The following is an 18,435-nucleotide window of genomic DNA, read 5'->3' as shown; positions in this document are numbered from 1 at the left end:
AAAGCTCACCTTTTTTATACTCGATACTCAAGCCGAACTACTTATAAAATAAACTTGCTCAGATCTTCATCTGCAACCAGTTTATCTAAATGATCGCTTACATATTTAGCATCAATTGTAACTGTTTGTCCGCCAAGTTCACTAGCCTCAAATGAAACTTCTTCCATCAAACGCTCTAATACAGTATGCAATCTACGTGCGCCAATATTTTCATTTTGCTCATTCACTTGCCATGCTGATTCTGCAATTTTACGAATACCATCTGGCGTAAAATCGATATTAACACCTTCGGTTGCCATTAGCGCTTTATATTGAACCGTAAGTGAAGCATTTGGTTCAGTTAAAATCCGTTCAAAATCTTCGCTTGTTAGTGCTTGTAATTCGACTCGAATTGGCAATCTACCTTGTAATTCAGGAATTAAATCTGATGGATTTGCTGTTTGAAACGCGCCCGATGCAATAAATAAGATATGATCCGTTTTAACAGAGCCATGTTTAGTTGATACTGTACAACCTTCAACTAATGGTAAAAGATCACGCTGTACGCCTTCACGCGAAACATCTGGCCCTGATGAGTTACCGCGCTTACACACTTTATCTATTTCATCAATAAAGACAATTCCGTTCTGCTCAACCGCTTCAATCGCTTCATGCTTAAGATCATCTGGATTAACCAACTTAGCGGCTTCTTCATCAATAAGCTGTTTAAAGGCATCTTTTATTTTCATTTTGCGCGGTTTAGTTTTTTGCCCACCTAAATTTTGAAACATCGACTGTAATTGGTTTGTCATTTCTTCCATGCCAGGAGGTGCCATAATTTCAACACCAATATTAACACCAGCTACTTCAATTTCAATTTCTTTATCGTCAAGTGTGCCTTCACGTAATTTTTTGCGAAAAGCTTGCCTTGCTGTTGAAGCATTATTATCTTCAACTTGTCCCCAACCATCTTTAGCTGGTGGCACTAGCACATCTAAAATGCGCTCTTCGGCTAATTCTTCCGCTCTATGACGATTGCGTTCAATTGCTTCTTGGCGTATCATTTTTACTGCAGAATCTGTTAGATCTCGAATAATTGAATCAACTTCTTTTCCCACATAACCAACTTCTGTAAATTTAGTCGCCTCTACTTTAATAAAAGGTGCGTGAGCCAATTTTGCAAGGCGTCTTGCAATTTCAGTTTTACCAACACCTGTTGGTCCAATCATCAGTATATTTTTAGGTGTAACTTCATGACGTAATGTTTCATCAAGTTGCATACGACGCCAGCGATTACGTAGTGCTATAGCTACAGAACGTTTCGCTTTATCTTGGCCAATGATATGTTGGTTTAATTCGCTTACAATTTCGCGAGGAGTCATTTCAGACATAATAATATTCTCTTTAATTCAGTTGATTAGTAATTGAGCTCTTCAATGGTTTGGAAGTTATTTGTATACACACAAATGTCTCCCGCTATTGATAATGATTTTTGCACAATATCGTGTGCAGAAAGTGAGGTATTATCAAGTAATGCTCGTGCAGCTGCTTGTGCATAAGGACCGCCAGAACCAATGGCAATTAAATCGTCTTCGGGTTGGATAACATCACCAGTACCGGTAATAATTAATGATGCACTTTCATCAGCAACAGCAAGCAATGCCTCTAATTTGCGTAACATCCTATCCGTTCGCCAATCTTTAGCTAGCTCAACAGCAGCTTTGGTTAAATGACCTTGGTGCATCTCTAATTTTCGCTCAAATAGTTCGAATAATGTAAATGCATCAGCCGTACCACCAGCAAAACCCGCAATCACTTTGTTATTATATAAGCGACGAACTTTACGTGCATTACCTTTCATAATAATACGTTCGCCTAACGTGACTTGACCATCACCACCGATAACAACTTGCCCCTCACGACGGACACTAACAATTGTTGTCATGTTTTGCTCCTTATTTTACTTAAATAACTTAATTCGAAATGAATAGATGATATATTGGGGTAATTAATGTAATTTCAATATTCTAATTTATAGATATTGATCATTTATAGTAAATAATTCTAGGGAATATTGCGTTTACAATATAAAAAATTAGTTTGGTTGGAAGTCAATTTTCATTATTTTTACTTGATTATAAAACGTACTTGCAGGCTTTGGAATTATAGCTTGTTTCGTTGCTGAAAGTGCTTCTCGGCATAATGCCTCATCGCCATCTTTCGCACTAACATTAAGTAATAAACCATCAGGTGCAATTTGAATTTCTAATACACAATTTCGCCCACTATATAATTTGTTAGGATTAATAAATTTATTACTGATAGCATTTTGAACTAGAGATTTATACTTATCTAGCTCCCCATTTGAAACACCTTTCCGACTAGCAGCACCACCTGCTGGGCTGGGTATATTTGATGTAAGTCCACCCAGCAAGTTATCAAGCTCTTTATCTTTTTTTGCTTGTGCTGCTTTTTTTGCTTTTTCGATAGCAGCTTTATCTGCCGCCGCTTTTTCAGCAGCTTGCTTTTTTTCTTGTTCTTCTTTTTGTTTAGTTAACTCTGCTTGTTTGCGTTCATTTTCAATTCGTTGCTTTTCAATAAGTTCTTGTTCAGCTTTTACTTTAGCCTCTTGTTCTTCTTTCTGCTTGGCAAGTTCTTCTTGCTTACGTAAAGTTTCTTCACGTTGTTTATCTAATAATTCTCGCTCAGCTTTTAATTTAGCTTCTTGCTCTGCTTTTTGTTTTGCTAGCTCAGCTTGCTGTTGTTCTAAGCGCTGTCTTTCAGCCTGCCTTTGTTGTTCTTCTAACTGCTCTTTAGCTTTTCTAGCATCTTCTTCTTTTTGTCTTGCTATCCGCGCAGCTTGTGCAGCCTCTGCCTCTTTCTTCTGCTGTTGTTCTACTTTTAGGCGCTCTCTTTCTAGCTCTTTAAGCCGCTGTTCTTGGGCAAGCTGTTGTTCCTGCAATATTCGAGCCTGATCATCAATTTGTTGCTGCCTTTGTTTCTCAGCTTGCTTTTGGCTAACTTGTGTCTTTAGTTGCCTTTGATATTGTTCGGTCATGACAGAAGGATCAACCATAATAGCATCAATAGAATTTCCATCGACACGGCCATAGTTTACATTATTATCAGATATAACTCGGTATCCTAAAATAACAATTAAAATGACATGTAATATAATGGATAGGGCAATAGCTATACTTAATTTTGAATTTGGTTTATAAGACATTACTGACATTTTACTATATTATTTTTATTTAAATCGGTTGAGTCATTAATCCTACAGATTTAACGCCTGCAGATTGTAATAAATTCAATGCTTTTATAATTTCTTCATAGGGAACATCTTTTGCACCACCGACTAAAAAAACAGCCTTTTCATTAAGCGACATCTGTTGTTTTACTTCTGCTACAATTTGTTCTTTTGGTAAATTAGTTTGACGATCTTGATCAATAATCATTGCATATATACCAACTCCAGAAACTTCAATAATGATTGGCTTATTTTCTGAAGGTGAAACCGTTTTTGATTCCGATGCTTCAGGAAGATCAACTTCAACACTTTGACTAATAATTGGGGCTGTAGCCATAAAAATAAGTACTAAAACTAATAATACATCCAATAAAGGGACTATATTGATTTCAGTTTTAGTTGAATAACGTGAGCGTCTACGCATAATTAATTCCTAACGGCAACTGCTTGACGTTGTAAAATTGCAGAAAATTCATCAATAAAATTGAGGTAACTTTGCTCAATTCGGCTTACACTCAATGATAAGCGATTATATGCAATTACCGCGGGGATGGCAGCAAATAAGCCAATTGCAGTTGCAATTAATGCTTCAGCAATCCCTGGGGCAACCATTTGCAGTGTCGCTTGTTTAACTGCACCTAAAGAAATAAACGCATGCATAATCCCCCAAACTGTACCAAATAAACCAATATATGGGCTAATAGAACCTACTGTGCCTAAAAAAGGAATATGTAATTCCAAGTTGTCAAGCTCACGATTCATTGCTAAACGCATAGAACGTGATGCACCATCTAATGCAGATTGAGCCATATTGGGATTAATTTGATATAATCGTGAAAACTCTTTAAAGCCTGAATAAAAAATATGCTCAGTGCCGCTGATCTCTTCTTTATTGAATTTTGCTTTATCAAATAAAACATTTAAATCATCTGCAACCCAAAAGCTATTATCAAATTGCTCGATTTGTTTTTTAGCTTTACCTAAAATTTTCGTTCGTTGAAATATAATAGCCCATGACATAACAGAAAAAGTAAGTAATAACAACATAACACATTGTACTAAGAGGCCTGCTTGCAAAAACAGATCAATAATATTTAGATTTTCCACTTATATAAACTCCAAAACTAATAACTTGGGAAGCGCGCACGGCTTCATTTTAGTGATATCAACACAAGCAATAAGAACATCTGCTGTGCTGATAACGCGTTTATTTTGATTAAAAATAGTCTGTTTAAAAATAATAGACGCCTTGCGAACTTGCTCAACTTGAGTACTAATAGTCAACATATCATCTAAATGGGCTGGAGCATGGTAGCTAATATCCATCTTTTTTACAACAAAAGCAATACTTTCTTGCAATAACGTTTGTTGGCTAATTCCTAATTGCCTTAGTATTTCGGTTCTAGCCCGTTCAAAAAAAGCTAGATATCTAGCATGATAAACTACGCCACCAGCATCAGTGTCTTCATAATAAACTCTTGCATTCCAATTAAATTGTTTCATATCTAAATAGCACTAACTGAATTTGACATTATTATAACTGAATATGAAATTCGCTGCACCATGATATAAAAAAACACAAATGAAAACAATTATCATTTATTGCTTATTTTCAACAACCCTATCAGAAAATTAAGAAAAGGTGGCTATGGCCACCTTTTTATTGTTGTTTAACTTATATTATTTACTGTTGGTTTATTTGTTGCTTGATTCTTTTTCACCGCTATCTCGTTCAACCCATAAACCGACTATAGCTGATAACATACATGCAGCAATAAGTCCTATACACCATAAAACGTAATACATATTAGTTCCTTAATAAAGAGAATGTTTATTATTTTCGATATGATTTTTATCCAGTCTTCCAAACATTTTGATATATGACCAAATTGTATAAAAAAGAACAATAGGCAAAAATATAAGAACCACAATAAACATAATATTAAGTGTTAATTGACTTGATGATGCATCCCATATCGTCAAACTTGCATTTGGCATAATGCTTGATGGCATAATAAATGGGAAAGTTGCAATACCATATGTAAATAGAACGCAAACAATTGTTAATATAGATGAAAGGAATGCGGATCCATTTTTATTTAGGCTAGAAAAGAGAATAGTTAATAGTGGTAACATTACGCCTAAAACAGGTACTATCCATAAAATAGGATAATTTATATAGTTGGCTAACCACGTTGCATCTGTCGATACTGTTTTAGCTAATGGATTAGATGCTGCCTTATAATCAATTACACTCGTAATTTCATACCCATTAATACCAAATGCAACCCAAACTCCAGCTAAAACAAATGCAATTAACATTATTAAACTAGCAATTTGCGTCGCTGTTCTAGCTCTTAAATAAAGCTCTCCTGACGTTTTCATTTGTAACCATGTTCCGCCATGAGAAACAAATAACATTAAACTCACAATTCCTGTTAATAATGCAAAAGGATTAAGTAAGCCAAAAAAGTTACCATCATAAAACACACGATAAGCGTTATCGAATCTAAAAGGAACGCCTTCTAATAAGTTACCAAAAGCGACACCAAAAACCAATGCAGGTACAAAGCTACCTGCAAAAATGCCAATATCCCATAGATTACGCCATTTTGAATTTTCTAATTTACTGCGATAATCAAAACCAATTGGTCTAAAAAATAGTGCGCAAAGCACTAAAATCATCGCAATATAAAATCCAGAAAATGATGCTGCATATGCCATTGGCCAAGCAGCAAAAATACCTGCACCAGCAGTGATTAACCAAACTTGGTTTCCATCCCAATGAGGAGCAATTGCATTAATCATAATACGGCGTTCTGTATCTGTTTTACCGATAAAAGGTAATAAAATACCCACACCCATATCAAAACCATCTGTGATAACAAAACCGATTAAAACAACACTAATCAGCACCCACCAGATGACGCGTATAATTTCGTAATCAATCATTGTGTATACTCCTTATGCCCTATTCTGTTACTGGTTGTGTTTTTTCATAATGATAGTTTCCTGTTCCTAAAGAACTTGGCCCTAAGCGAGTAAACTTAAACATTAAGAATAATTCAGTAACTAAGAACAGGGTATAAAGTCCACAAATAAGCACCATTGTGAATAATACTTCCCCTGGTGTTAATGATGAATTAGCAACACCTGTTGGCAAGATATCTTGGATCGCCCAAGGTTGACGACCATATTCTGCAACAAACCAACCTGATTCACAGGCCAACCAAGGAAACGGTAAAAATAGAACCAATAAACGATGTAACCAACGTTTTTCACCAATTTTATTTTTATAAGTTGTCCATAAAGCAAAACCAGTGCCAAGGATCATTAACCCTCCAAGACCAACCATGATTCTAAAAGCCCAAAACAGTGGCCACACAGTTGGAATTGAATCTTCTGTTGCAGCTTTAATATGTTCTTCTGTTGCTTCAGGTATAGTTAAATTATCACGATCAGTAAAACGCTTAACTAAATAACCATAACCTAAATCAGCTTTATTAGCGTCAAAAGCTTCAAGTACAGTAGGATCTTGATTACCTTGTTGGATTTTTTCTAAGTTACTGTAAGCTAAAATACCATTTCTAATTCGCGTTTCATTATTGGCTAAAATATCTTTTAAACCTTTTACTGGAGTGTCAAGCGAACGAGTAGCGATTATTCCCATTGCATAAGGAATTTCAATTGCAAATGAGTTCTCTTTGTTTTTTTGAGATGGAAATGCAATAACGTTAAATGGTGCTGGAGCTGGGTGAGTTTCCCATTCAGCTTCAATTGCTGCTAATTTAACTGGTTGCACGGTTGTGAGTTCATGGCCTGCTTCATCGCCCATAATGGCAACTGCAATTGACATAATAAAACCAAACATAGCAGCCACAGCAAAAGAACGTTTTGCAAAAGCAACATCGCGTTTTTTTAATAAATAATAAGAGCTAATACTTAAAACAAAAATTGCGCCTGTTAGATAACCAGCAGCAACAGTATGAACAAATTTATATTGAGCAACAGTGTTAGTAATCAACTCAAAAAAGTTAGCCATTTCCATACGGGAATTGATAGGGTTAAATTCAGACCCTACAGGGAATTGCATCCAGCCATTAGCAACTAAAATCCAAAGCGCTGATAAATTTGAACCAAACGCTACACACCAAGTTACCATTAAATGTTTACCACGGCTTAATCTATCCCAGCCAAAAAAGAATAAACCAACCATAGTTGATTCTAAGAAAAATGCCATTAAACCTTCAATCGCTAACGGCGCACCAAAAATGTCTCCCACGTAGTGTGAATAATAAGACCAGTTAGTACCGAATTGAAATTCCATAGTCAAACCTGTTGCGACACCAACGGCAAAATTGATACCAAACAGTTTACCCCAGAATTTTGTCATATCTTTCCAGATTTGCTTACCACTAACAACATACACTGTTTCCATAATTGCTAGCAAAAACGCCAAACCTAGCGTTAATGGTACAAAAATAAAATGATACATTGCCGTGAGTGCAAACTGGAGGCGTGAAAGTTCTACTATATCTAACATAAACGCTCCCTAATTCTTAAATGCTCACAAATTTCTATGTTATTGGCGGTTATTATACACCGATAATTACAGAATAAAAATTGATATACATCAAAAAACTATATCTTAGCTTGTTTTTTTACTGCATCACCAATATCGGTAAGGCTCTTTACGACTATAATGCCTGCTGATTGTAATGCTTTTGTTTTTTCTTCTGCTGTACCTTTATTTCCTGAAATAATTGCACCGGCATGCCCCATTCGTTTTCCTGATGGAGCTGAAACACCAGCGATGTAAGCAATAACAGGTTTAGTTACGTGTTTTTTAACATATTCAGCTGCTTCTTCTTCTGCGCTACCGCCAATTTCACCGATCATAACAATAACTTCAGTTTTAGGATCTTGTTCAAGTAATGCTAAAATAGAAATAAAATCACTACCCGGGATAGGATCACCACCGATACCAACGCATACAGATTGGCCTATACCAATATCTGTTGTTTGTTTGACTGCTTCATAAGTTAATGTACCAGAGCGAGAAACTATCCCTACCGAGCCTGCACGGTGAATATGTCCTGGCATAATACCTATTTTACACTCGTCAGGAACAATAATACCTGGGCAGTTTGGTCCTATCATTACTACATTGTTAAGTTGTAATTTTTCTTTAACAATCAACATATCTAAAGTTGGGATGCCTTCAGTAATACAAACAATTAATTTAATTCCTGCATCAATTGCCTCTAAAATAGAGTCTTTACCGAATGCTGCTGGCACATAAATAACACTTGCAGTTGCGCCGGTTGTTGCAACCGCTTCTTTTACAGTATTAAAAACAGGCAAACCTAAGTGAGTTGTACCGCCTTTGCCTGGTGTCACACCACCAACTAACTTGGTACCATATGCAAGCGCTTGCTGTGAATGGAAAGTTCCTTGGCTACCCGTAAAGCCTTGGCAGATAACTTTGGTTTCTTTATTAACTAAAATTGACATGATAACTATTCTCCATACATCCTATTACTAGGCAACAGCAACAATTTTTTGAGCCGCATCTATTAAACTTTCTGCAGTAATAACATTTAATTTACTTTTAGATAAAATTTCTCGGGCAAGTTGTGCATTATTACCTTCCAGGCGTACGACAACAGGAACGGTAAGGCTTATTTCTTTTATTGCACTAATAATACCATCGGCAATTAAATCACAACGAACAATACCGCCAAAAATATTCACTAAAATCGCTTTTACGTTTTTGTCAGATAATATTAACTTAAATGCTTCAGCAACACGTTCTTTCGTTGTGCCACCACCAACATCTAAAAAGTTAGCAGGTTCACCGCCATGCAGTTTAATAATATCCATAGTTGCCATCGCAAGACCTGCACCATTAACCATACAGCCAATATTGCCACTTAATGATACATAACTAATGCCTTGTTTTGCTGCAATTGATTCACGCTCATCTTCTTGAGTTGTATCTCTTAAAATATTTAAGCTAGGATGCCTAAAAAGGGCATTATCATCTAAAACAATTTTTGCATCTAAACAAACTAATTCTTCTGAATTAGTAATCACTAATGGGTTAACTTCGGCTAATGAAACATCATTCTCTAAAAATAATTTAGCGAAATTAACAAATAATTTTGTAAACTGATTAACTAATTTGCCTGTTAATCCTAATTTAAATGCAAGCTCACGACCTTGGTAAGCACAAGGTCCCGTTAAAGGATCAAGCAAAGTTTTATAAATTAAGTGTGGTGATTTTTCGGCAACACTTTCTATATCAACACCACCTTCTGTTGAAGCCATAATCACTACACGCTTAGAACTACGATCAACCACTGCTCCCAAATAAAGCTCTTTATAAATATTAGATGCTTTTTCAATTAAAATCTTATTAACAGGCTGACCTTTACCAGTAGTTTGATAAGTAACAAGGTGTTGCCCAAACCATTTTTCAGCAAATTGCTTTATTTCATCATAGTTTTCAGTACAAATAACACCACCAGCTTTACCTCGCCCTCCTGCATGAACCTGACATTTAGCGACTAAAGGGTTTGAGACTGTTTCTGACGATAATTCGGCTAATGTATCTTGTATTTCATCAATCGAATTACAAACGTATCCTTGCGGTACGGGTAAATTATATTGCTTAAAAAGGTATTTAGATTGATATTCGTGCAGGTTCATAACGAAATTCCACAGCCTAAGTTAATATAAAAATGATGATAATTTTAATGCAAGATAAATAAATTGTATAGCAAATAATAACTTATGTTTGATGTGATTTAGAATCATTGCTGATAATAAATGACAATGATATACTTCTAAGAGAAATTTATATATCGTAAATAACAAAGGTACAAATATGAAACAAGTTGGTATTTTTTTTGGTAGTGACACCGGCAATACAGAAAATGTAGCAAAGCAAATCCAACTCATTTTAGGTAGTGATAAAGCTGAAGTTTTCGATATTGCAAAAGCCACTAAAGAAAACATTGAACAATATAATTACCTATTTTTTGGTATTCCAACTTGGTACTATGGTGAATCACAAGCTGACTGGGATGATTTTTTTCCTAATTTAGAAAAAATTGATTTTAGTGGTAAAACAGTGGCTATTTTTGGTTGTGGCGATCAAGAAGATTACGCAGAGTATTTCTGTGATGCTATGGGAACACTTCGCGATATTATCGAACCTAAAGGCGCTAAAATTGTTGGAAACTGGCCTATTGAAGGGTACAGTTTTGAATCGTCAAAAAGCTTAGTTGATGATACACATTTCGTTGGTTTAGCTATTGACGAAGATCGCCAACCAGAATTAACAGAAGAGCGCATCAACAGTTGGGTAAATCAAGTCCGAGCTGAAATGAAAATTTAATCTATTAAAATGATTTCTTTTATTTACCTTATATAGTTCCTATAATGGAAACATATTAACAAATTAATGGGAAGTAATATGACAAATCATGATAATGATAATAATGCGGCGCTCAAAAGTGCAGGCTTAAAAGTTACGTTACCAAGATTAAAGATTTTAGAATTATTACGGAATCCTTCATGTCAACATATCACCGTGGAAGATCTGTATAAGAAATTAATTGATATGGGAGAGGAAATCGGGCTTGCAACCGTTTATCGCGTTTTAAACCAATTTGACGATGCAGGAATTGTTACTCGTCATAACTTTGAGGGTGGCAAAGCAGTTTTCGAGTTGGCGACACAACAACATCATGATCATTTAATTTGCTTAGATTGTGGCGAAGTATTTGAATTTCGAGATGACATTATCAACACAAGGCAAAAAGAAATTGCTGAGCAATATGGTGTTGAACTAACTTTTCATAGTTTATATCTTTATGGGCATTGTCAATCGGGTAATTGTAAGGCACATCCTGAACTTCATCGCAAAAAATAAGCCTATTCCAATAGGCTTTTTATTCATTTAAAATATGATAACTTACCTTGTGCTAGGCTAATAATCAATGAAACAACTTTTAAACTTCGTTCCGCTTGCGTTCTTTTTTGTTTTTCTTTCTATGTATGATGTCTTTGTCGGTGTTCAAGCATTGATGATCACTGCAACAATCTGCTTTCTTCTAATCCTTGCCTTATATAGGAAAATAGATAAAGTAGAGTTGATATCTTATTTAATGGTTATGGTTTTTGGTGGATTTACACTTTATATGCGTGATCCTAATATAATTAAATGGAAAGTCACGATTATTAACTTTTTATTTGCCGCAGCCTTGTTAGTTAGTCAATTTATTTTCAAAAAAAATCTGTTGCAAAAAATGCTTGGCAAAGAAATCCAGCTAGATATAACTATTTGGAATAAATTAAATTTATTATGGGTTGTCTTTTTTATACTATGTGGCACAACAAGTTTAGTAGCAACCTATTACACTACAGATGATTTCTTTTGGATATTTAAAGTATTTATTTTGCCGAGCGCATCGTTACTGTTATCGTTGATATCAGGTATTTATATCTATAAAAATATGAATAATGATTTAGAGAACAAATAATAAATAATAAAAAAGGGTATTTTAGCATGACACAAGATACAAATCCTAAAGGTCAACTAGTGCTTAGAACGCTTGCAATGCCTGCAGACACCAATCCTCATGGGCACATTTTTGGTGGTTGGATCATGTCTCAGATGGATCTTGCAGGCGGTATTTTATCAAAAGAGATCGCAAGAAACCGAGTTGTAACGGTTAATGCTAGTAGTATTACATTTTATAAACCAGCCATGGTGGGCGATGTGGTTTGTTGTTATGCACATTGCATTAAAACTGGAAAAACATCTATCACAATAGGTATTGAAGTTTGGGTTAAAAAAGTCATTGATACATCTGATACAACACAACGATTTTGCATAACAGATGCCGTATTTACTTATGTTTCAGTGGACAAACATAATAATCCCAAACCATTACCAGAGGTATTCCAGCATTATGATTCAACTAAGGATCCGATAACTAAATTAAACCTAAATAATAACTAATAAGTATGCAATTTACCTCATTTCATGCTTTAGTCAGTTCTTTGATCTTCCTTGTTTATTGGCTGATCATTGTTTCAACGACGTTACGTATTGTCTTTAAACGAAGACCAACAACTTACGTTATTGCATGGATGTTAGTTATTTATATCTTACCACTTGTGGGTGTGATCTTATATTTTGCGCTAGGCGAAGCTCACTTAGGGCAACAACGCGTTAAACGAGCTCAAAAAATGCGCCCAACTATTTCCAAGTTTATTCATCGAATAGGTGACTTTTCTGATATCTTCACTGGTAACGTAAGCCAAGTTAGCAAACCCATTTTCCAACTTTGTAAGCACCAGACGGGTCTTGATGGTATTAATGGTAATCACATTGAATTGTTGAGTGAAACCAATGTCATTTTTGACCGTTTAATTGATGATATAAACCAAGCGACATCGAATATTGAAATGGTATTTTATATCTGGAATGAAGGTGGTCGAGCTGATGATGTTGAGCAGGCGCTCATTCAAGCAAGTAAACGTGGCGTAATTTGCCGATTAATGGTTGATTCTGCTGGTAGCCGGCATTTTATCCAAACAAACGCGAGTAAAAGAATGCGCGATGCTGGCATTATCATTGTCGAAGCTTTACAAGTAAACTTGCTTCGCTTTATGTTTAGACGGTTAGATTTACGCCAACACCGAAAAGTCGCTATTATTGATAACTATATATCTTATACTGGAAGCATGAATATAGTTGATCCGCGTTTTTTTAAACAAAATAAACATGTTGGCGAATGGGTTGATATTATGGTAAGAATGAATGGGCCGGTTACAACACTTATGGGAGCCATATATGCTTGTGATTGGGAGCTAGAAACAGGTAAACATTTAGCATTACCACAAATTACTGATTTTGCCGAGCCACCAGAAGATAAAAAACACATTATGCAATTGATCCCATCTGGCCCAGGTTATACAGAAAATATGATCCATCAAGTGCTATTAACAGCAATTTATTCAGCACAAGAGCAAATTATTTTTACTACACCTTATTTAGTACCAAGTGATGATATTTTACATGCTGTATGCACCGCAGCACAGCGAGGGGTCGAAGTGATTATCATCATTCCCAAAAATAATGATTCATTAATGGTCAAATGGGCAAGTCGAGCCTTTTTTTCTGAATTATTAAATGGCGGGGTAAAACTCTATCAATTCAATGATAACTTATTACATACTAAAAGTGTTTTAATTGACAACCAGCTCAGCCTTGTTGGTACTGTTAATTTAGATATGCGTAGCTTATGGCTTAATTTTGAAATTACCACTGTAATTGATGATGCAGAGTTTGCTAATTCACTAGCCGATCTTTTACAAAAATATTTATCTAATTCAGATCAAATAAAGGCCGAAAAATGGAACCAGCGGCCTATATGGCAACGTGTAACTGAGAGATTGTTTTACTTTTTTGCCCCTTTACTATAAGTATTGGGCTAGTGTTAAGCCTACATATATTATTGCTAGAAATATTGCTACTGACTAATAACCATTTTGAGAGATATCAGGTAAAAAGAGGTTATTCTTTAATCTATAAACCTCACTATCAATGGTTCCATTGGTATTAAGCGTAATTTCTCGCCAACCAGGTGCATCATCACTTGATAATTGAAAATCATAACATTCCGGTTTAAATTGGAAACAAGTTGAAGGCGTTGAGAATGCCTTACATTTATGCCAAACATAATCTTGTTTCTGATGAATATGTCCCCAACCTAGTCCTCTTACATTTGGATGTTTTTGGATAACTTTTTCTAATTGCCCATAATTTTTTAAAATATGATGATCTAACCAATGGCAACCTGAATAAATGGGATGATGGTGTAAAAAAATTAACGCATATCTATGAGAATGTTCAGTTAAGGTGTTGTGCAAAAATTCGAGTTCAGATTCGTGTAAGAAGCCATAAGCCTGACCAACAACTTGACTATTTAATAGAATTGTCAGCCAGTTATCACCCAACAGTACGATTTTATTATCAGCAAGTTGATAGTTTGCAAACATTTCTTGCATATGAGCATAATTATCATGATTGCCAGCCAACCATACACATGGAGTGTTAAATTTATTTATTTGTTCAGCAAAACGAGCATAAGCTTTTTTAGAGCCATCTTGCACAAAATCACCTGTTGCCACAATTAAATCATATTGCCTATTGCCTTTCTTTATGTCATCGATAACAGCTAAAAAACTTGCATTAGAATTAATACCAAGCAACGAGCCACTATCTTCTGCAAAAAGATGGGTATCAGTTATATGTAATATTTTGCCGTAATTTTTATTACGGGTCTGAAGCTCTAAAAATGACCCCAAAATTTACCTCAATTATTTATTAATTTATAATTATGGTTAATAATGTCAGCAATAAAATAGGTATTGTGATTGAAAGTAAAATACCCTTATAAATCATATTATTATATTAAACTGTGAAATAAATCACACATCTATGAAAGGAATAATTAAACATAATTATAAAAAGTTATTTCCATTCATTTTGTAATAGCTGATGATTAAGCTCCAACCATTGAAGGGCAATAATTGATGCTGCATTGTTAATTATTCCATCTTCAATCCACTGATAAGCTTGAGAACGGCTTACGACATGGACTTTAATATCTTCACTCTCTTCGGCAAGGCCATGAATCCCCTTAGCTGTTGATGAGTCAACTTCACCAGCCAATATATGCAATTGTTCAGTTAAACCGCCGGGTGAGGCTAAATAACTAATAATAGGTTTACATCGACCTATAGTGATTCCCGCCTCTTCCATTGCCTCACGCCTTGCTACATCTTCTAAGGATTCATTCTCGTGATCCATCATACCAGCTATTAGCTCTAACATCCAAGGGCTGTCTTGAGTTTCAATAGCAGCAATCCTAACTTGTTCTATTAGTACCACCTTATCACGCTTTGCATCATAAGCTAAAAGCACAACCGCATTTCCACGTTCTAAAATTTCACGAGTGACAACCTCGCTCATTGAGCCGTCAAACTTGCGATATTGAAAACGGTATTCAAATAAAGAAAAAAAACCTTTATACAAAATTCGTTTAGTTAAATTAACGATATCATTTTTGTTAAAATTTACCGGATTATGTTTAATTTTCATATAAATTCTCGATTGTAAACTGAATTTGAATAAAAAGTGCGAATAGCATACAAACAATGCTTACTATATGCTAATTATCTGTTAAAATTACGCTATTAGAGATGATACTATATTTTAATGATTTCAAAGAGAAGATTAATGAAAAAAACCTTAACTTTTTTAATTGGATTATTGCTAAGCCAATCTGCTTTCGCTGAAAATTTAATACAAGTTTATGAACAAGCTAAAGAAACCAACCCAGATCTACGCAGCTCATTAGCGGAAAAAAATAAAGCATATGCAGCCATTTCTGGTTCTCGGGCAAGTTTGTTGCCACAAATAGGTTTGAGTGCTTCTTATGGTGTAACGCATGGTCGGCGAGATACCAGTGGCGTAAAATCTAAAAGCGGAAATTTATACCAAGTAGCTGTATCGCAAAGCATTTTTAATTTTTCAAATTGGAAAGGCTTAGATATTACTAAAAAGCAAGCAAGCGTTGCTGATATCGCTTATCAATATCAAGGGCAAACACTAATATTAAATACTTCTGTTGCCTACTTTAATGTTTTAAAAACACTTGATGCATTGAGCTTTATTGATGCACAAAAAAAAGCAATTGGGCGTCAGTTAGAACAAACTCGCCAACAACACCAAGTCGGTTTAGTTGCAATTACTGATGTACAAAATGCTCAAGCAAACTATGATCTAACCGTTGCGCAACAAGTTAATGCTTTAAATGATCTAAACAATGCAATAGAAGATTTACGTCAAGTGAGCGGTCGTTTTTATTCTAGTTTAGCAAGCGTTAACACCAATACCTTTAGAACAGAAAATCCAACGCAAATCAGCACATTGTTAAAACAATCTGAAACGTCTAATCTTAATTTACTCACCATGAAGTTAAATCAAGATATTGCACGTGAACAGATCAAACTTTCTCAATCAGGTCATTTACCTACAGCAAATTTAGATGCATCAACAAATCTTAATAAAACTGACCGATATGGTAATAATGTAGCAGCTGGTGGGCGTGGTGGTAAATCTTATTCTGGGAATAATTATGTTGGTGTTAGTGTTAATCTGCCTATCTTTTCAGGTGGTGCAACAATGTCTAAGGTCGAACAAGCACAACAAAATTACGTCAGCTTTAGCGAAAAATTAGAAAGCACCAACAGAAACGTGATTAATCAAGTACGTTCATCATACAATAATATTTCATCATCAATTAGTGCAATCAAAGCTTATCAACAAGCTGTCGTTTCTGCACAAAGTTCATTAGAAGCAACTAATTCTGGCTATCAAGTTGGAACACGAACAATTGTTGATGTATTAAATGCGACAACACAGCTATATAGTGCAAAACGAAACCTATCTGATGCAAAATATAATTATTTAACTAGCTTGCTACAATTAAAATATGCTGTGGGAACCTTAACAGCTAATGATCTAGTTTATTTAAACAATATGCTAGGTAAAGAAGTTAGTACTTTAGCTACGATAAAATAATCATTAATTCTGTTATGACAACTGTTTAAAAGGCGAATAAACCGCCTTTTTTTATTATGCCACTAAAAAAATATCTACCACTTCAGACCTAGTCTTTACTGAAGGGCTTGCGCAGGAATTAAAACAAGCTAACGTCAATTGATAGCAAAGGGATTTGTTGGGCTGTAACGAAAACCGAATTTGGTGAAAAGCCAATAATATCAGTCAACACAATAATGATGAGAGTTTTACCTAGCACCATACCGCAAAGCAAATCGCTAATTTTTTACTGGCTTTATACGATAGCAACAAAGTTATTGGTGAGATTAATACTAAAGATTTCTCTTTTGCACTAAAAGATAGCCTATTTTCTTATTCAGGAAATCCGTCAGAAAACCAAAAGTAAGAAAATAATGAATTTACTAGCAATATTCAATCGAAAATATTAATTTTAACAAAAATGAGTTTTGGCAATCGTTATTTTGATTGCCAATTTCAGTATAAAGAAAGAGAAATATAGTATATCGATTTAAAGTAGCTTTTTATTTATTTCGATTAAAAAATGGCGTTTAAATGAAATTGGACGCCAGATATGAAATAGGTTTCTAAGTGTAAACGGAAAGGTTTTTATAGGTTTTTTAAAAAGTTTAAGTAACCAACCATCAGTTCCCTCAAACGACATAAATTCAAAACTTAATGTATGATCCGATAAAATTTTAATATTCCAAAGCCCACAAGCGCTAAGCCAAGCATATGCTCCACCGCCAATTTTGGCACGATCAACGATATGGTAGTTTTTTGAATCAAATAGATAGATGAATAAAACTTCTTCCCAAGGACCACCATCTTCCGTCACAAAAATTAAAACGTAACAGTCATCATAGCTAAAAGCCATTTCTAAATAGCGACCTTCTAGTTTTTCATCATAGCAAACACCATCAACTTCAACAAGCGAGCTAATTTTACCTCTTTTGCTTTTAGGTAGCGGTTTTAATGTGATATTAGATATCGGTTTTATCATGTTTATCCCAAAAAATGCTTATTAATAAAAACCTATCAATAAGAAACTTAATAAAGTCAACAATTAATAAGCAAAATAATAAAATACCCATATTGAAAATAAATTATAAAACTAATTAATGAATAGAACTTGAATTAATATTATTACAATATAAAAACCAATATACACACAATTACATTTGAATTAGATTCATTAACGATTCTATTTTTGCAATTCTATCTTCAACTTTTTTGGCTGCACCATCCAATGAATATCCATCTTCCATCAATTCTTGAATTAAAACAATTTTTTTTATATTCGCTAAATCAAATTGACGAGACTTAGATTGTGGATCAACCGTTTTAATGATGCCTTTTTCTTCCCAATATCGTAATTTTCTAACTGGAATTTTTGTCATCTCAGAAACCTCTCCAATACCAACAATCACGGTTGATAAAAAGTCATCATATGCATTTTTAGCAGAGATATCTTCCATAATAAAACCTTTTTCATCGTTTATTTTTTTATATTTTATCGATTAAATTATATTGTACAACAAAT

The 18,435-nt window shown here is 34.6% G+C and carries 21 protein-coding genes; 6 read left to right on the top strand and 15 right to left on the bottom strand.

Annotation, left to right across the window (positions count from 1 at the left end):
* Positions 1 to 41: 41 nt before the first annotated feature.
* From hslU to sucC, 11 genes are all read right to left on the bottom strand, one after another.
* Positions 42 to 1,370, bottom strand: coding sequence for an HslU--HslV peptidase ATPase subunit (gene hslU, locus A9G45_RS07555; RefSeq protein ID WP_065567713.1), 1,329 nt, complete (start codon positions 1,368 to 1,370; stop codon positions 42 to 44).
* 26 nt (positions 1,371 to 1,396) lie between these two features.
* Positions 1,397 to 1,924, bottom strand: coding sequence for an ATP-dependent protease subunit HslV (gene hslV, locus A9G45_RS07550; RefSeq protein ID WP_025316169.1), 528 nt, complete (start codon positions 1,922 to 1,924; stop codon positions 1,397 to 1,399).
* Positions 1,925 to 2,074: 150 nt separating this feature from the next.
* Complete coding sequence (gene tolA / locus A9G45_RS07545) at positions 2,075 to 3,205, bottom strand: cell envelope integrity protein TolA (RefSeq protein WP_176701638.1); 1,131 nt, start codon at positions 3,203 to 3,205, stop codon at positions 2,075 to 2,077.
* A 28-nt stretch (positions 3,206 to 3,233) separates the two neighbouring features.
* Positions 3,234 to 3,653 (bottom strand): colicin uptake protein TolR, encoded by a 420-nt coding sequence (tolR, locus tag A9G45_RS07540; protein ID WP_065567711.1) that lies wholly within the window; start codon positions 3,651 to 3,653, stop codon positions 3,234 to 3,236.
* A gap of 2 nt (positions 3,654 to 3,655) precedes the next feature.
* Entirely contained in the window at positions 3,656 to 4,336 is a 681-nt protein-coding gene (tolQ, locus tag A9G45_RS07535; RefSeq protein WP_065567710.1) for a protein TolQ, read from the bottom strand.
* Positions 4,337 to 4,732 carry a tol-pal system-associated acyl-CoA thioesterase gene (gene ybgC / locus A9G45_RS07530; RefSeq protein ID WP_065567709.1) on the bottom strand — a complete coding sequence of 132 codons (396 nt, stop codon included), beginning with the start codon at positions 4,730 to 4,732 and terminating at the stop codon, positions 4,337 to 4,339.
* 192 nt (positions 4,733 to 4,924) lie between these two features.
* Positions 4,925 to 5,035 (bottom strand): cytochrome bd oxidase small subunit, CydX/CbdX family, encoded by a 111-nt coding sequence (locus A9G45_RS14110; RefSeq protein WP_141671992.1) that lies wholly within the window; start codon positions 5,033 to 5,035, stop codon positions 4,925 to 4,927.
* A 9-nt stretch (positions 5,036 to 5,044) separates the two neighbouring features.
* A complete protein-coding gene (gene cydB / locus A9G45_RS07525) occupies positions 5,045 to 6,181 on the bottom strand; it encodes a cytochrome d ubiquinol oxidase subunit II (RefSeq protein WP_065567708.1) in 1,137 nt (378 codons plus the stop codon).
* A gap of 19 nt (positions 6,182 to 6,200) precedes the next feature.
* A complete protein-coding gene (locus A9G45_RS07520; protein ID WP_065567707.1) occupies positions 6,201 to 7,772 on the bottom strand; it encodes a cytochrome ubiquinol oxidase subunit I in 1,572 nt (523 codons plus the stop codon).
* Positions 7,773 to 7,870: 98 nt separating this feature from the next.
* Positions 7,871 to 8,743, bottom strand: coding sequence for a succinate--CoA ligase subunit alpha (gene sucD / locus A9G45_RS07515; RefSeq protein ID WP_065567706.1), 873 nt, complete (start codon positions 8,741 to 8,743; stop codon positions 7,871 to 7,873).
* A gap of 27 nt (positions 8,744 to 8,770) precedes the next feature.
* Positions 8,771 to 9,940, bottom strand: coding sequence for an ADP-forming succinate--CoA ligase subunit beta (sucC, locus tag A9G45_RS07510; protein WP_065567705.1), 1,170 nt, complete (start codon positions 9,938 to 9,940; stop codon positions 8,771 to 8,773).
* A 178-nt stretch (positions 9,941 to 10,118) separates the two neighbouring features.
* Between sucC and fldA the strand changes: the two genes are divergently transcribed.
* From fldA to cls, 5 genes are all read left to right on the top strand, one after another.
* Positions 10,119 to 10,631 carry a flavodoxin FldA gene (fldA, locus tag A9G45_RS07505; protein ID WP_065567704.1) on the top strand — a complete coding sequence of 171 codons (513 nt, stop codon included), beginning with the start codon at positions 10,119 to 10,121 and terminating at the stop codon, positions 10,629 to 10,631.
* Positions 10,632 to 10,709: 78 nt separating this feature from the next.
* Positions 10,710 to 11,168: a ferric iron uptake transcriptional regulator gene (gene fur, locus A9G45_RS07500; RefSeq protein ID WP_065567703.1), complete on the top strand. Its 459-nt coding sequence runs from the start codon at positions 10,710 to 10,712 to the stop codon at positions 11,166 to 11,168.
* A 67-nt stretch (positions 11,169 to 11,235) separates the two neighbouring features.
* The gene (locus A9G45_RS07495; protein ID WP_065567702.1) at positions 11,236 to 11,778 is read left to right on the top strand and encodes an inner membrane-spanning protein YciB; all 543 of its coding nucleotides are present in this window, start codon (positions 11,236 to 11,238) and stop codon (positions 11,776 to 11,778) included.
* Positions 11,779 to 11,804: 26 nt separating this feature from the next.
* Complete coding sequence (yciA, locus tag A9G45_RS07490) at positions 11,805 to 12,260, top strand: acyl-CoA thioester hydrolase YciA (RefSeq protein ID WP_065567701.1); 456 nt, start codon at positions 11,805 to 11,807, stop codon at positions 12,258 to 12,260.
* Between the two features lie 5 nt (positions 12,261 to 12,265).
* Positions 12,266 to 13,729 carry a cardiolipin synthase gene (cls, locus tag A9G45_RS07485; RefSeq protein ID WP_065567700.1) on the top strand — a complete coding sequence of 488 codons (1,464 nt, stop codon included), beginning with the start codon at positions 12,266 to 12,268 and terminating at the stop codon, positions 13,727 to 13,729.
* Positions 13,730 to 13,783: 54 nt separating this feature from the next.
* Here cls and cpdA read toward each other — a convergent pair whose 3' ends face one another.
* Together cpdA and nudF are read right to left on the bottom strand one after the other, a co-directional pair.
* Positions 13,784 to 14,614, bottom strand: coding sequence for a 3',5'-cyclic-AMP phosphodiesterase (cpdA, locus tag A9G45_RS07480; protein WP_065567699.1), 831 nt, complete (start codon positions 14,612 to 14,614; stop codon positions 13,784 to 13,786).
* A 166-nt stretch (positions 14,615 to 14,780) separates the two neighbouring features.
* Positions 14,781 to 15,410, bottom strand: coding sequence for an ADP-ribose diphosphatase (gene nudF / locus A9G45_RS07475; RefSeq protein ID WP_065567698.1), 630 nt, complete (start codon positions 15,408 to 15,410; stop codon positions 14,781 to 14,783).
* A 138-nt stretch (positions 15,411 to 15,548) separates the two neighbouring features.
* Here nudF and tolC point away from each other — a divergent pair, with 138 nt between their 5' ends.
* Positions 15,549 to 16,895 (top strand): outer membrane channel protein TolC, encoded by a 1,347-nt coding sequence (gene tolC, locus A9G45_RS07470; RefSeq protein WP_065567697.1) that lies wholly within the window; start codon positions 15,549 to 15,551, stop codon positions 16,893 to 16,895.
* Positions 16,896 to 17,403: 508 nt separating this feature from the next.
* Here tolC and A9G45_RS07465 read toward each other — a convergent pair.
* Positions 17,404 to 17,895, bottom strand: a complete 492-nt coding sequence (locus A9G45_RS07465) for a hypothetical protein (RefSeq protein ID WP_065567696.1) — start codon at positions 17,893 to 17,895, stop codon at positions 17,404 to 17,406.
* Positions 17,896 to 18,067: 172 nt separating this feature from the next.
* On the bottom strand, positions 18,068 to 18,370 hold the full coding sequence (locus A9G45_RS07460) for a MerR family transcriptional regulator (RefSeq protein ID WP_065567695.1): 303 nt from the start codon (positions 18,368 to 18,370) through the stop codon (positions 18,068 to 18,070).
* Positions 18,371 to 18,435: the final 65 nt, after the last annotated feature.

The sequence above is a fragment of the Gilliamella sp. HK2 genome (assembly GCF_001690265.1).
In the GTDB taxonomy this organism is placed as follows: Bacteria; Pseudomonadota; Gammaproteobacteria; order Enterobacterales; family Orbaceae; genus Gilliamella; species Gilliamella apicola_C.
Note: the sequence above shows the minus strand (reverse complement) of the source record. Positions and strands in the feature narration are given on the sequence as shown.

Excerpts from the sequence above, each read along its gene's own strand:
- hslU (WP_065567713.1), bottom strand. The coding sequence starts at position 1,370 with ATGTCTGAAATGACTCCTCGCGAAATTGTAAGCGAATTAAACCAACAT.
- hslV (WP_025316169.1), bottom strand. The coding sequence starts at position 1,924 with ATGACAACAATTGTTAGTGTCCGTCGTGAGGGGCAAGTTGTTATCGGT.
- tolA (WP_176701638.1), bottom strand. The coding sequence starts at position 3,205 with ATGTCTTATAAACCAAATTCAAAATTAAGTATAGCTATTGCCCTATCC.
- tolR (WP_065567711.1), bottom strand. The coding sequence starts at position 3,653 with ATGCGTAGACGCTCACGTTATTCAACTAAAACTGAAATCAATATAGTC.
- ybgC (WP_065567709.1), bottom strand. The coding sequence starts at position 4,732 with ATGAAACAATTTAATTGGAATGCAAGAGTTTATTATGAAGACACTGAT.
- A9G45_RS14110 (WP_141671992.1), bottom strand. The coding sequence starts at position 5,035 with ATGTATTACGTTTTATGGTGTATAGGACTTATTGCTGCATGTATGTTA.
- cydB (WP_065567708.1), bottom strand. The coding sequence starts at position 6,181 with ATGATTGATTACGAAATTATACGCGTCATCTGGTGGGTGCTGATTAGT.
- A9G45_RS07520 (WP_065567707.1), bottom strand. The coding sequence starts at position 7,772 with ATGTTAGATATAGTAGAACTTTCACGCCTCCAGTTTGCACTCACGGCA.
- sucD (WP_065567706.1), bottom strand. The coding sequence starts at position 8,743 with ATGTCAATTTTAGTTAATAAAGAAACCAAAGTTATCTGCCAAGGCTTT.
- sucC (WP_065567705.1), bottom strand. The coding sequence starts at position 9,940 with ATGAACCTGCACGAATATCAATCTAAATACCTTTTTAAGCAATATAAT.
- fldA (WP_065567704.1), top strand. The coding sequence starts at position 10,119 with ATGAAACAAGTTGGTATTTTTTTTGGTAGTGACACCGGCAATACAGAA.
- fur (WP_065567703.1), top strand. The coding sequence starts at position 10,710 with ATGACAAATCATGATAATGATAATAATGCGGCGCTCAAAAGTGCAGGC.
- A9G45_RS07495 (WP_065567702.1), top strand. The coding sequence starts at position 11,236 with ATGAAACAACTTTTAAACTTCGTTCCGCTTGCGTTCTTTTTTGTTTTT.
- yciA (WP_065567701.1), top strand. The coding sequence starts at position 11,805 with ATGACACAAGATACAAATCCTAAAGGTCAACTAGTGCTTAGAACGCTT.
- cls (WP_065567700.1), top strand. The coding sequence starts at position 12,266 with ATGCAATTTACCTCATTTCATGCTTTAGTCAGTTCTTTGATCTTCCTT.
- nudF (WP_065567698.1), bottom strand. The coding sequence starts at position 15,410 with ATGAAAATTAAACATAATCCGGTAAATTTTAACAAAAATGATATCGTT.
- tolC (WP_065567697.1), top strand. The coding sequence starts at position 15,549 with ATGAAAAAAACCTTAACTTTTTTAATTGGATTATTGCTAAGCCAATCT.
- A9G45_RS07465 (WP_065567696.1), bottom strand. The coding sequence starts at position 17,895 with ATGATAAAACCGATATCTAATATCACATTAAAACCGCTACCTAAAAGC.
- A9G45_RS07460 (WP_065567695.1), bottom strand. The coding sequence starts at position 18,370 with ATGGAAGATATCTCTGCTAAAAATGCATATGATGACTTTTTATCAACC.